Origin of the sequence: Marinobacter maritimus (assembly GCF_007671675.1) — a bacterium.
Classification (GTDB): Bacteria; Pseudomonadota; Gammaproteobacteria; order Pseudomonadales; family Oleiphilaceae; genus Marinobacter; species Marinobacter maritimus.
The window spans coordinates 41,210-54,241 of record NZ_VCGW01000005.1 but is presented as its reverse complement, the minus strand read 5'-3'; the positions used below and the strand labels follow the sequence as shown (position 1 = coordinate 54,241).

Below are 13,032 nucleotides of genomic sequence, written 5' to 3'. Positions count from 1 at the left end.
TAAACCGCATTAAAAGTACTCCAAAATATACCCCCATTGCCGCCGGTTGCTTGTGTGGTATGCATTCCAGCTACAACAGCAATTGCGATTGATGAATTCAGGAAAATCTTAACCCTCCATTAACCAGCCTCTGGATAGTCTGAACCCCGTCGCCTACCGCAGACCCGACCGCGCCTGACTGGATTTTGTTTATGTGTCGCTTCGCCTTCCCGAAAGCATTAATGATTGCCTTGTGCTGCTTGACTGCTGCCGGCTGCAGTTCGTTGTCCACAAGCCCGGATTATCTGGCTCAGGCCGATTCTGACCGCCAGAATCTTGTCTCCTGGTCTGAGCTGGACGTTGGTTCCGAAACGGCCTACCTGGATGATTTGGTCAACAGCCGTGACCTGAACGCGCTGATTGCCGAAGCGCGCGCGGCCAATCCCGACCTTGGGCAAACACTGCTTTCACTCGAAATCCTCCGTGCTCAATACCGGGCAACTCAAGCGGATCAACTCCCCGACGTCGAGGCAGGATTCGGCGCAAATAAAACAGAAGATCTCGGTACCGCTTACACCGGCAGCATCAGCATCAGCTGGGAACTGGATTTATGGGCGAAGATATCTGATGAGGCGTCGGCAGCTGCGAGCGATGTCGCCGAACAGCTGGCGCTCTACCAGGCTGCCCGGGATACGCTCGCAGCCGAGGTTATGCAGGGCTGGTTGAAGCTGGTTAACCTGAATCGATCCGTTGCCATCGAAAAACAACGCGTGGAACTGCTGGAAAAAAACGAACAGTGGATTCTTCAGCGCTACCGATCCGGTTTGGGTGACCTTGAGGACCTCGACAGTGCCCAAAGCTCCGCAGCCAGTGCCAGAGCGTCGCTGTTTGCCACTCAGGAATCCCTGCAGCAGCAACAAAGAGCTTTGAACCTGTTGCTCGGGCGGAGTCACGGCAGCACGGCCATTGCCGCCGACTACCCGAAAGTTCTTTTGCCCCTGGCCGACCTTGCCGACCAGACGTTACAGCGTCGACCGGACTTGAAAGCGGCCTATCTGGCTATAGAAGCAAACGACTTTCGTACGTCTGTTGCCTACAAAGAGATGTTGCCATCGATCAGTCTGGAAGCGGCCCTGAGCGACACAGGAACATCGCCAAGCGAGGCTCTGTTGAGAAATCCGGTGTGGTCACTGCTCGGTCAATTAACGGCACCTCTGTTTCGTGGCGGTGAGCTTCAAGCCAATGCTGAAGCTGCAGAACTGACCACAGCCAGGAGCTATCAGGCATACCGGGAAACGTTACTGAATGCAGTGCAGGAAGTTGAAAATGCAATCGGTCAGGAATCAAGTCTTGCCAAACAGCAACAGCAGATAGACAGCGCACTGCTGAGTGCCCGCCGCAATTATCAACAGTACCAACAGAAGTACCGGAATGGTCTGGTTTCTGTGCTGGACCTACTCGAAGTGCAACAGCAGACCTTTGATCTGGAATCACAACTTAACGACTTAATCTACGAGCGCCTGGGCAACCGAATCACACTCGGGCTTGCACTGGGGCTGGGCATCAAGGAGACCGATCAGTCATGATCCGACCATACGCAAAATGGCTTGTTTTGTTGGCCGCCGTTGGCGTGCTGATCAGTGTATTCCTTTATAACGGCCAGAAACTCCGGGATCAGGAAAGTCGGCCTCTGCCCGCGAAAGAGGATGGTGGTATTGCACCGGATGTCGGTGTTATTCCGGCAATAACAGGGTCTCATGCCGTCAACGTTGAAGCTTTTGGTGCGGCCAGGTCGCGATATGAAATAACTCTCACTGCCCAGGTTTCCGGCCAGGTCTCTGAGCTCGCAAGCGTGTTTGAATCCGGACGTATCGTGAGCAAAGGCGATCTTCTTTTGACACTGGAAGACAGCGATTATCGAGCGGCGCTTGCCAGCGCAGAAAACGATCTGGCGAGTGCACAAGTAGATCTCCTCGAGGCCGAAAGAGAAGCAGAGCAGGCCGTTCTGGAATGGAAGGCTTCGGGAATGACCGGCGAACCGGACTCTCCGTTGGTACTGCATGAACCTCAAGTAAAACAAGCTCAAGCGGCGGTCGCTAACGCCGAGGCTGCGGTGGCCAGTGCCGAAAAAAATCTTGCACAAACCCGTGTCCGAGCGCCTTTTGACGCGCTGGTTGTCAGCCGCACTGTCTCACCGGGCACTTATCTGCAGGCTGGGAACGACATAGCTGAACTCTACAGTGCAGACCGAATCGAGCTCTCATTGCCTATATCCCAACTCGACTGGCAGAAGCTCCCGGGTATCGAAGTGCTGGACAACGGCCAGTGGCCGGTAAACCTGGTTTCCGTTGAAACCGGGCAGCAATGGCACGGTTATATTCAGCGCACGCAACTGCACCTGGATGATACAACCCGACAACAGTCAGTGATCGCGGCTGTAGATCGGCCACTGGAACAGGCCGACATGCTGGCGCCCGGCACATTCCTCAGGGCAGAAATCAAGGGTCGTGAACTGAGCGATCTCTGGCGCCTGCCTTCGTCCTCACTCAGCCAACGAGGGGAAGTCTGGTACGTAAATAATGGCGTTCTGGCCAGGTTCTCCGCAGGCCCGGTTGCCAGTGACGAGCAGGCCATCTATATCCGTCCACCGGCCTCGCTTTACGGCCAAACCGTGAACGTGCTGACTCATCCATTGAGCACTTATATGCCAGGCATGGCCGTCAATCCGGTGGAGGCATCCGATGAATGATCAAAGCTGGAACAAGGGCCTCATACCCTGGTTTGCAAACAACCCGGTTGCCGCCAATCTTTTGCTGGTCTTGGTCATCGGCCTTGGTGTTCTCCAGGCCGGAGACCTTCGTAAAGAAGCATTCCCGAGCATCGAGCCGGACAGCCTGACCATTTCGGTCACTTACGACAGTGGCTCAGCCCAGCAGTCGGAGGAAGGGCTGGCCATCAAGATTGAGGACCAACTGGAAGATGTTAACGGCATTGAGGACATCACCAGCACATCGACTGCCAGCGGCACGACAGTCACTGTCGAAAAGCAAAGCGATTACGACCTGGATGTGCTGTTACGAGATGTCAAAAACAAGGTGGATGCCATTTCCACGTTTCCGGCGGACGCTGAAAGTCCGGTTATTGAAAAAGCGGAACGTGAAGAGCACTCGCTCTGGTTGCAGCTACATGGCGAAGCAGACCGCCACACTCTGCAACAACTGGCCGAAGAGCTGAAATCTGACTTGCTTGCAATGTCTACAATCAGCCGGGTCAGCAAATCCGGTTGGCTTGACCCGATGATGTCGATAGAGATTAATGAGGGGCGTTTACAAGCCTACGGATTATCCCTGTCCGATGTCGAAGATGCGATCAATCAGGGTTCGTCCAGCACGATGACTGCGGTCCTGAAAAATGAACAGGTCTATCTGCAACTGAAAGCCTCGCAACAGGCATATTTTAAAGAAGAGTTTGCGGCAATTCCTCTGATCACCAGCAGCGATGGTGTGATTGTCGCCCTGGGTGATATCGCTTTCATTCACGACACCTACGACGATGATACTGCTGTGTTGTCCCGCTTTGCCGGCGAAAACAGCGTTGCTTTGCAAGTGATCACTACCGGCCTGGACGACATCACCGAGACGGTAGAAGCCGCCAAACAGGTGGTTGAGGAATGGCATAGCAATGGAACTCTGCCACAGGGCGTGGAGCTCACCAGTTGGTACGACCGTAGCACCTCAATAAGTGAACGACTGGACCTGCTCATTACCAACGCACTTACCGGTATTGCGATGGTATTCGTTCTTCTGGCGTTGTTCCTGAACCTCACGGTGGCGTTTTGGGTATCCATGGGGCTGCCATTTATCTTCTTCGGAACGCTGTATTTCATGGGCGACCGGTTTACCGGTCTTTCATTGAACGAGTTCACCACATTTGGTTTCATCATGGCTCTGGGGATTGTCGTGGATGATGCCGTGGTTGTGGGCGAAAGCATTTATACCGTGCGCAAACAGGAAGGCGATACCCTTCGCAATACCATTCGAGGCACCCTGCGAGTGGCGGTGCCCACGCTCTTCGGCGTGTTCACCACCGTGGTGGCCTTCTATTCTTTGTCGAATCTCAGCGGCAGGCTTGGACAGATCTACGCCCAGTTCGCTGCCGTTGTCACTATTTGCCTGTTGTTGTCCATTGTTGAGTCAAAGCTCATTCTGCCGGCACACCTGGCACACCTGAACACCCACCGAAGAGCCACTGGAAACCCGTTCCTCGAAGTCTGGCGACGCATCCAGCAGGGAGCCGATTCCGGGCTTCAGTGGTTCAACGACCGGATCTATAAAGCGGTTATCAACTGGGCACTCGCTTACCGGTACGCAGTTTTGATTATGTTCCTTGCCCTGTTTGTTCTGGTTATGGCCATGCCTTTCAATGGTACCGTTCGGACCAGTTTTTTTCCGAACATACCGGGCGATACGGTCCGAGCGAACATCACCATGGAAACCGACGCCAGCTTTGGCCTGACTCACTCCGCTTTGCTTGCCCTGGAGCAAAAAGCTCATCAAGTGGATGAGCAGCTTGTTAAACGCGCAAACGTCGATTCACAGACCGGCATTGCCAGCCTGCAGGTACTCTCCGAAAGCGACCAGTCCGGAACAGTCACGGTTGAGCTGGCGCCAGACTCCCCATACGATATCACCACCTTTTCCAGCCAATGGAGACGCAGCGCTAGCCTGCCTGAGGGTGTACGAACCCTCAGCATCGCCAGCCGGCGCGAAACGGTGGACGCACTTCGCATTGAATTGAGGGCTTCTGACGATGAATTGCTGACAGCAGCCGGCCGGGATATCAAGGAACAGCTCGCAACCATCCCGGCGATCAGTGGCATCGAAGATAACATAGAAGCCAGCCAGCCACGCCTGTTTCTGGAACTCAACGCCCAAGGCAAGGCCTTGGGCTTGAGCACGGGCACCCTTGCCACGCAAGTGCTTCAGGCCTTCAGTGGTCAGGTGGTTCAGCGCTTCCAGCGCAGTAACGACGAAGTGGAGGTTAAAGTCCGCTACCCGGAAGGCGCCCGGGAAAACCCGACTGACGTACTGAATGCCAACATCCGTACAGACGACGGCACCGTGCTTCCACTGTCCAGTGTTGCTACGGTCACCTACGGCTACTCCAGGGACACCATTACCCGTATTGACGGCAAGCGGGCACTCTATCTCTCCGCCGAGGTGGACAAGGACATGCTGTCGGCTTCCGAGTTGGTCGCCAATCTGCAGCAGGAGCTGGTTCCGACACTGGAGCGGCAATACCCGGGACTCGATATCAATTTTGCCGGTGAAGCGGAGCAACAGGCAGAAACACAGGATTCCATGGTGCACGTGTTCATGATCGCCATGCTGGTGATCTACATGCTGCTGGCGATCCCTCTGAAATCCTATATTCAGCCCGTCCTCATCATGACCGCCATTCCGTTCGGAATCGTCGGAGCAATCCTGGGGCACTGGATGAACGATCTTTCCATCAGCATTCTGTCGCTCAATGGTATTATTGCTCTCAGTGGTGTCGTGGTGAATGACAGCCTTTTGCTGGTATCCCGTTACAATGAACTGAAACCCGATGTAGACCATCAGATCGAAGCGATCAGTAAAGCGTGCAGGAGCCGTCTACGCGCGGTTCTTTTGACGTCATTCACAACCTTTGCCGGCCTTGCGCCTCTGCTGTCTGAAACATCATCGCAGGCACAGTTTCTGATACCGGCCGCCGTGGCATTGGGATACGGAATTATGTTCGCAACCGTAATCACCCTCATTCTGATACCTGTCCTGGTCGCTATCCAGCACGACGTGGTCGAAAGATTCACAGATATTCGCCGCTGGTTTACTGTGAGCCCAGATAAACAAGAGTCCGATCCATGCTGAAATTGTTATTGGCCGAAGACGATCTCGACCTGGCCCAGACGCTGGTGCAATACCTGGAGCTGGAAGGGTTCATCTGTGACCATGTCAGCAATGGTATCGCCGGGCTGAATTTGATTAAACAAAACAGCTACGATGTCCTTTTGCTGGATATCAACATGCCCCGCCTGGACGGCCTTGGCCTTTGCCAGCGTTTACGAGACGAGGGGAATGATACCCCCGTTCTGATGCTGACAGCGCGCGACCAACTTGACGATAAACTGCAGGGCTTCAACGCCGGCACCGATGATTATCTGGTCAAACCCTTTGAAATGCAGGAACTGTTGGCCAGAGTCCGGGCGCTCTCACACAGGCGCAGCGGTCAGATCCAGAAACTCACCTGCGGTGATCTGCAGATGAACCTCAGTGAGAAGAGCGTGCGGCGCAGCGGGCAGGCCCTGAAATTGTCGCCCACGAGTTGGCGCCTGCTTGAACGCCTGATGCGTGCATCACCGTCGCCGGTATCTCGTGAGGAACTGATGGACTCGGCCTGGGGAGACGATCACCCCGATAGCAACAGCTTGAAGGTTCATATTTACAACCTGCGCAAGGCCATCGATGGCCCCTTTGCTGAGCCGGTTTTGCACACGATCAGCGGAGCCGGTTTCGCTATCAAACCTCCCGGAACAGGCAAAACAAATGCGTAAAGCGAGTGTTAGCCTCAGAGCAGTTCTGATAGCGTCTTTTCTGGCTTTGAGCCTTGTTCTGGTCGCAGCCTACGCATTGGTCGCCAAGGAACATTTTATCCGGGGGCTGGATGCGGCGATGGCAGGCAATATGGAAAAAACAGCTCGAACCTTCAGTGAGGTGATTGGCGCAGAGGAAAGTGAGCAGGTCAGAGAATTCAGCGGTTTTGACGTTGCAACACGATGGGGCGGCTTGCCCGACTACGCTCTTCGTGCCTTCCCGAATGGGCCGGGCGAGTCAGGCCAATTGCTTAAGCAAGAAAACAGCGCCTGGCTCAGTCGCCCTAGGTCGGTCATCTTTGCGATGCGAAACGATACCGGTCACGGCCCACTGTACCTGAGTCAGAAAGTTACGCCCCGAGGAGCATCGGAGGTGCTACCTCAAGCCGCCCGGCAAAACCGTGCGTTTACGCTGACCGTCAGTCTTCTGGTGATTGGTTTCGTTTTTATCGTCGGCTGGCTGCTCCTGTGGCATGTGTCCCGCCCCATGGCTGCATTGCGAGCCTGGACCCGTTCCCTCAACAACGAAAAACTCTCGCATCCGGTGCCGGATTTTTCTTATCCCGAGTTGAATGAAATGGCGGAGCTTATCCGAAACAGTCTCTCAACAGTGCAGCAAGCGGTAGACCGTGAACGGCGCTTTCTCAGACACGCCAGCCATGAACTCCGGACACCGATCAGCACAATCCGCTCCAACATCGAGCTACACCGAAAGCTCACGCAGAAACGAGAAAAGTTCGAGGACGAGCAAAACATCGTCGATCGTATCGACCGCGCCAGTCTGACCATGAAGCACCTAACCGAAACGCTGCTCTGGCTGAACCATGAACCGGATACCCCGCTTCAGTCCGAGGTTGTCGACATATCAGAGCTGATACAGGAGTTGGCTGCCGAGATGACGTATCTGTTGGTCGGAAAGCCTGTGACCACAGAAATTAGCACCGTTCCCTACAGTTGCACTGTACCTTTGGTACCAGCACGCATCATTCTGGGCAATCTGATTCGGAACGCCTATCAACACTGCTGGGAAGGCACGGTCGTTATTGAACAGCAGGAAGATAGGGTTACGATCAACAATCCCGTAGAACCAGATGCGCAAAATCCTTCCCCGGCATCGTCAGAAAATACGGGTTACGGTCTGGGCCTGGAGCTGACAACAAGCCTTAGTCAAAGGATCGGATGGCATTACACATCCAGCCGCCACGGAAACTATCATCGCGTTATTGTTGAGATTGGGCGCAGTCTCGACGGCTAACACGTATCTTCAGTTTTGAGCTCATCAACATATCCGCCATGAAGCTTTTGCCTGGCTGGACAATGCATTACAAGAATTGCTTCTGCCGCCATAGAATCTCTGTAAATTATCACCTTGATTGGCAGACTTGTGGATACTTGCAACTGTAAACATCCCAGTTTTAGTTGCACCCCAAGATGTACCCCAGAATGTATAGATGGGGCGGGATTCTATAGATCGATAAGGACGGATATGTTCCGTTAAGTTCTTTGAAAACAGGTGGTTGGGGTGATTTTTGGATCGATACGGAAGAGTAACTGGTGCCCTCGGCAGGACTCGAACCTGCTACCTTCCCCTTAGGAGGGGGACGCTCTATCCAGATGAGCTACGAAGGCGCTTCTTTGAGAAGATCGGTATGATAACGGCCTGAGGCTTATGGCTCAAGGTGTTACCGTGTTTTCTGTTAGTTCGGGAGTGTGCTTTGTCTGATCCTTTGTCGCTTAGTATTATTGTACCAGTCTGGATGGAGGCTTCGGGCGTTGTTGAAACGCTTGACGCTCTGCAGTCTTTACGCGACGCGGGGCACGAAGTGATTGTTGTGGATGCGGGTAGCACGGACGGCACCGCCAGGTTGGCAGACCTTCTTGCAGATAGGGTGGTTCAGTCAGACAAGGGCAGGGCCACTCAAATGAATGCAGGCGCGTCTGTTGCCAACGGCAGCATTTTGTTATTTTTGCACGCAGATACCCGCCTGCCATCAAGTGCATTGGATCGCTTGAGTGCGTTTGTTTCAAGCGATAGAGCCTGGGGCCGTTTCGATGTCCGCCTGAGCGGCAAGAGTGCGATGTTTCGTGTGATTGCCTGGTTTATGAATCAGCGCTCTCGGTTAACGGGCATTTGCACCGGTGATCAGGCGCTGTTCGTGCGCAGGGAGGTTTTTGAAGCTTTGCGCGGGTTCGATAGCCTGCCGATTATGGAGGATGTTGAGTTCTCCCGGCGCCTCCGCCCGGCTTCCCGGCCCTTCTGTATTCACGATCCGGTGGTCACTGACAGCCGGCGCTGGGAGCAAGGTGGCATCTGGCGTACGATTTTTCTTATGTGGCGTTTACGCTGGCGCTATTGGCGCGGCGAATCACCTGAAGCGCTTGCTCACTCCTACCGTTCGGACGTTCGTAATGCCAAAGATTGAAGCCCCCAGTGCGCTGTTAATGCAATTCGCCAAGTGGCCGGAAGCCGGGCGGGTAAAAACCCGGCTTATTCCGGCGCTAGGTGCTTCCGGGGCGCTGGAGGCGCACATAACTCTTACGCTTGCTGTGCTGGATAACCTGTGTGGCTCTGGCCTTCCTGTGCAGTTCTGGTGGGATAGGGCAGTGGAGGCTGTGCCGGAGGATGCGCAGGAGGTTGTTCGCGCCATCGAGCATCATGGCTTGCGGCAGCGAGTACAGCAGGGCGCTAACTTGGGCGAACGTATGCTGGGCGCTCTGGAAGCCGGTCTTCAATCACATACCTTGGCTTTGATTGTGGGCAGCGACTGCCCTTCGGTTGAGCCAGAATATGTGCGCCAAGCCGTTGCCCGCTTGAAAGAATGCGATGTGATTTTGGGACCATCCGATGACGGTGGCTACGTGTTAATTGGGGTTCGCCGGGTGGTTCCGCACATGCTCGATGATATTGTGTGGGGTACGGAGCACGTTCTTGAGCAAACCTGTGAACGGTTGGAAGAGTTGGGGCTCAGCGTTGGTTTGCTTGAGCCCCGCTGGGACGTGGATGAGCCCGAGGATTGGGCGCGCTTTAAGCTTATTTTGCGGTAACTGGCGGTTGCTGAAGAATAAGGTCGCGAGCTTTATCTGCACTCAATTCGTCGCCCCCAGTCACCACACGTAGCGCCCTGTCACGGTTTAATACCGCAGCCCTGAAGGTGGCCTTCAGCTCTTCAGGGCTGACTGCTTCAATGGCCTTCGCGAGTTTCTCGCGAGAATCAAAGCTATCTGCTCCCCTGTCAATCTCGCGCCAGTAGCGCCCGGAAATCTCACCCAGTTGGCGATCCTGCTCCAGAATACTGCTGATAACCGCCTGTTTTTCACGCTCAATGCGCTCGGCACTCAGGTTACTGAGGGTCGTTTCAAAGCCTTCAGTGAACTCGCGAACTGCCTGGTCAATGGTCGCCTGGCTGGCAGTGGGGGATTGAACCACGAAGCCAAGGGCCGGCGTTTCGAGCATCTCGAATGGGGTTGCGTACACGATGTAGCCAAGTTGGCGTGTGGTACGGATTTCTTCATAAAACGGGCTGCTAATAATCTGCGCCAGCAAGCGGAAGCGTGCGCGCTCTTCGAAGCTGGTGTTCGTACCCTGTGTGTAAAGCGTATATCCGGTATCCGGGTGTTCTACGTTCAGTGAGACCAGTAGTTCCTCTTCCGGCAGCTTGCGCACACGGCTTCGTTCAACCGGTGCAAAGGCACTTTTGCCCAGAACTATGGCATCAATCTGCTGCGCCAGGTTCAGTGCGTAAGCCTGGGTAACATTGCCATGAACCAGCAGCACGGGATCAACTTCCGACAGCAGCGCCTCGGCGAAAGACATGAGCTCGTCGAGGGTTACGCCTCTGGCAGCGAGCAGCTTTTCTTCTGTACTCCAGGTGTCCTCAAGCAGGGCTGTCTGGATGAACTCCGATGTTTGCTCCACTGGGCGGTCTTTGGCTTTGTTTTGCAGGCTGTCTATCAGGTTTTGTCGGGCGATATCAAACCGCTGTCGGGTAACCTGCGGGGTGGCAACCTGCATGAGGATGCGGTTCATCAGAGTGTGGAGTTTGTCGCTGTAGCCGCCAACCCGCACGGTGATGCCACGCAGGTGCGGGTATATGCTGTAATCCAGCCCGGCAAGGCGCGCGGAATAGGCCCAGGCGTTAAGATTGTTGTTGATGCTGTCCACCAGAAGCCGCGTAAGAACATGACTGCGAGCAGATATGCGGGCAGCCGGTGTGCGCAGGCTGAAAAATACGTTGGCTTTTGGCGTATTGAAGCGTGTATCCCGGGCAAACCAGATCGCCATACCCTCATGATTACCCAGCAGCTCGGGCTTATCCATGGCTTTGCCTGGCACCATGGCGAGGTTTTCCGGCACAAACGGGTTGGGTAAGGGAAGCTCGAGCGCTTTGGCAAGCGCGTCTGGTGCTTTGGTCTGAAGCGCTTCCGCATTCAGGGGCTCAATTTGCCAGGGTGTTTCATACCACTGGGTGAGGTTTGGGTCCTTCAGGCCAGGTTGTGGTGCGAGCAAGTACACCATTACGTTATCCGGAGTCAGTCTGGAGAGAATATCCCGGTACTGATCCGGTGCGTAGCGTTCCATCAACCATGGCGCGCTGAGAATGTCATCTGTAGGGTAATCCTGGAGTTGGCTCGACAGGCGCATGGCCTCATGCATGGGCTCGCCCTGTTCGCGAAAGCGAAAATCGATTTGCGCCAGCCGCTGCATTTCCTCAAAACGCTGTTGGCTGATGCCCTGCTCACGGACAATGTCGACATACCGGAATACCAGCGGAAGGATTTCGTCATGCCGCTTCAGGCCTTCCGGCGTCAGGGCAATGCTGATGTCCAGCGTAGCGTTTTCGCCCGTATCCATGCCAATGCCTGCAGACAGGCCATCGGCCAAGCCGTTTTTCTTGAGCACGTCAAACAGGCTTCCGGGGCCTTCGTGGCCCAACAGGTTGGCAACGTAGCTGGCGGGCTTGGTGCGGTAGTTTTCCTGCTGCGAGGGAATCGGGAATGACAGCGACAGGCTGCGCACATCCTTGATGGCTTCTACAGTTACCTTGGCTGGCAGCGCATCGGCTTCCAGCAGGCTGGCGGAGTGGACCCGTGGTTTCAGGTTGCGGTTCTCAATGGCGTCAAAGCGCGCTCGCACCATCGTTTCAAGCCTGTCGAGCGTCTGTGGACCATAGACAGCGAGGGTCATCAGGTTGGCCGAGTAACGGGCTTTCCAGAACTCGATAAGATCGGGCCGAAGCGGGTTGTCGTCGGTGTTTTCCAGCGTGGTCAGGTTGCCCACGGCGAACTGGTGGAAAGCATGCTCGGGATTGCTGGTGGCCTTTTTGACGGAATAGAAGCGCCGGCCATCTTCCATTTGTTTGGAACTGAATTCTGAATGCACTGCGTTGCGCTCGCGGTCGACAAGTTCGGCGGTAAACAGTGGTGCCGCGAACTGTTGGGAGAAGCGGTTCAGCGCTGGCTCCAGGTAATCGGCCTGGATATCAAAGAAGTAGTTGGTGTTGCGAAAAGCCGTAAAAGCATTGTGGCTGCCGCCGTGACTTTTAATGAACTGTTGGTACTCGCCGGGCTCAGGGTACTTTTGAGTGCCCAGAAACAGCATGTGCTCCAGAAAGTGTGCGATGCCCTCGCGTTCTTTCGGGTCATCACCGCTGCCAACGGCTACGTTCATGGAGACGGCGGCTTTATCTGCGTTTTTGTCAGATACCAGAATGGCGCGCAAGCCGTTATCCAGCTCTATGAAGCGGTATTCGTTGTTGTCGTTCGGGCTCTTTTCCGGCGCTTGTGCCGCTGAGGCAAACGAGCTGAAAAATATTAGCAATAACAGCGTAAGTACATTTTCCGTCAGAACCTGCATTCTCGCATTCAAGTTAATACCAATTCGCATAGGGCCTCTGCTATCCGTTAAGGAGCTTTTTGAAAGTCATTCTGGATATACGGTCTTGCGCGGAAACGATGTACGCCGTCTCAATGCATCATTGCCTTACGGGTATTATCCGGCTGTTGATCCAGCGTCTTGCGAGCCAGGTCAGCCGCTTTTTCGCCATCAAGCTGGCCAGACGCAATGCGCTCGAGCACAGTTGCCATGATAGCGACGGATTCGCGGTAATCGGCAAACTCAGCCTGGAAAGCCGTGTCGATTGCCTGGTAAACCGCCTGAATCTTCTGCTCACGGTCTCCGGAGTTTTTCGCCGTGTCATTGATGGCTCTCAGGCAGGCGCGGGCAATAGTGATGTAGCGTTCGGCATTCGGGTTGTCATTTTGCATCGTCTGGTTTCCGGATATTGCTTGGTCTGTGAAAAGGGTTGATGCCTGAAGAGGCGACAAGTTCCGGATTATCGCATTGCTGGCAGGCTGTTTCATTGCTTTGCGGTAATTCATCCGGGGGGAAGGCATACGCAGATTACTGTGCTAATCTCAAATTC

Annotated in this window: 9 protein-coding genes and 1 tRNA gene; 7 read left to right on the top strand and 3 right to left on the bottom strand. The window is 54.7% G+C overall.

The features are described from left to right. The first annotated feature begins 191 nt into the window (after positions 1-191). From FFI90_RS16805 to FFI90_RS16785, 5 genes are read left to right on the top strand one after another with little or no spacing between them, the layout of a single operon-like run. Positions 192-1,565: a TolC family protein gene (locus FFI90_RS16805; protein ID WP_144779655.1), complete on the top strand. Its 1,374-nt coding sequence runs from the start codon at positions 192-194 to the stop codon at positions 1,563-1,565. Then, on the top strand, positions 1,562-2,728 hold the full coding sequence (locus FFI90_RS16800; RefSeq protein WP_144779653.1) for an efflux RND transporter periplasmic adaptor subunit: 1,167 nt from the start codon (positions 1,562-1,564) through the stop codon (positions 2,726-2,728). The genes FFI90_RS16805 and FFI90_RS16800 overlap by 4 nt, the downstream gene beginning before the upstream one ends. Beyond that, the gene (locus FFI90_RS16795) at positions 2,721-5,888 is read left to right on the top strand and encodes an efflux RND transporter permease subunit (RefSeq protein WP_144779651.1); all 3,168 of its coding nucleotides are present in this window, start codon (positions 2,721-2,723) and stop codon (positions 5,886-5,888) included. The genes FFI90_RS16800 and FFI90_RS16795 overlap by 8 nt, the downstream gene beginning before the upstream one ends. After that, positions 5,882-6,571 (top strand): response regulator transcription factor, encoded by a 690-nt coding sequence (locus FFI90_RS16790; RefSeq protein ID WP_144779650.1) that lies wholly within the window; start codon positions 5,882-5,884, stop codon positions 6,569-6,571. Before FFI90_RS16795 ends, FFI90_RS16790 begins: the two co-directional genes overlap by 7 nt. After that, positions 6,564-7,865 carry a sensor histidine kinase gene (locus tag FFI90_RS16785; protein ID WP_186318012.1) on the top strand — a complete coding sequence of 434 codons (1,302 nt, stop codon included), beginning with the start codon at positions 6,564-6,566 and terminating at the stop codon, positions 7,863-7,865. The genes FFI90_RS16790 and FFI90_RS16785 overlap by 8 nt, the downstream gene beginning before the upstream one ends. 297 nt (positions 7,866-8,162) lie before the next feature. On the opposite strand, the gene FFI90_RS16780 is transcribed toward FFI90_RS16785, so the two are convergent. Beyond that, positions 8,163-8,239 (bottom strand) — tRNA-Arg (locus FFI90_RS16780). Positions 8,240-8,325: 86 nt separating this feature from the next. On the opposite strand from FFI90_RS16780, the gene FFI90_RS16775 reads away from it, so the two are divergent. After that, complete coding sequence (locus FFI90_RS16775; RefSeq protein WP_144779646.1) at positions 8,326-9,033, top strand: TIGR04283 family arsenosugar biosynthesis glycosyltransferase; 708 nt, start codon at positions 8,326-8,328, stop codon at positions 9,031-9,033. Further along, entirely contained in the window at positions 9,020-9,655 is a 636-nt protein-coding gene (locus FFI90_RS16770; RefSeq protein WP_144779644.1) for a TIGR04282 family arsenosugar biosynthesis glycosyltransferase, read from the top strand. The genes FFI90_RS16775 and FFI90_RS16770 overlap by 14 nt, the downstream gene beginning before the upstream one ends. On the opposite strand, the gene FFI90_RS16765 is transcribed toward FFI90_RS16770, so the two are convergent. Next, positions 9,642-12,494, bottom strand: a complete 2,853-nt coding sequence (locus FFI90_RS16765; RefSeq protein ID WP_246123642.1) for an insulinase family protein — start codon at positions 12,492-12,494, stop codon at positions 9,642-9,644. The genes FFI90_RS16770 and FFI90_RS16765 overlap by 14 nt on opposite strands. An 80-nt stretch (positions 12,495-12,574) precedes the next feature. After that, positions 12,575-12,874 (bottom strand): hypothetical protein, encoded by a 300-nt coding sequence (locus FFI90_RS16760; protein WP_144779642.1) that lies wholly within the window; start codon positions 12,872-12,874, stop codon positions 12,575-12,577. Between the last annotated feature and the right edge of the window lie 158 nt (positions 12,875-13,032).

Coding starts and splice junctions, on each gene's coding strand:
- FFI90_RS16805 (WP_144779655.1), top strand. CDS start 192: ATGTGTCGCTTCGCCTTCCCGAAAGCATTAATGATTGCCTTGTGCTGC.
- FFI90_RS16800 (WP_144779653.1), top strand. CDS start 1,562: ATGATCCGACCATACGCAAAATGGCTTGTTTTGTTGGCCGCCGTTGGC.
- FFI90_RS16795 (WP_144779651.1), top strand. CDS start 2,721: ATGAATGATCAAAGCTGGAACAAGGGCCTCATACCCTGGTTTGCAAAC.
- FFI90_RS16790 (WP_144779650.1), top strand. CDS start 5,882: ATGCTGAAATTGTTATTGGCCGAAGACGATCTCGACCTGGCCCAGACG.
- FFI90_RS16785 (WP_186318012.1), top strand. CDS start 6,564: ATGCGTAAAGCGAGTGTTAGCCTCAGAGCAGTTCTGATAGCGTCTTTT.
- FFI90_RS16770 (WP_144779644.1), top strand. CDS start 9,020: ATGCCAAAGATTGAAGCCCCCAGTGCGCTGTTAATGCAATTCGCCAAG.
- FFI90_RS16765 (WP_246123642.1), bottom strand. CDS start 12,494: ATGCGAATTGGTATTAACTTGAATGCGAGAATGCAGGTTCTGACGGAA.
- FFI90_RS16760 (WP_144779642.1), bottom strand. CDS start 12,874: ATGCAAAATGACAACCCGAATGCCGAACGCTACATCACTATTGCCCGC.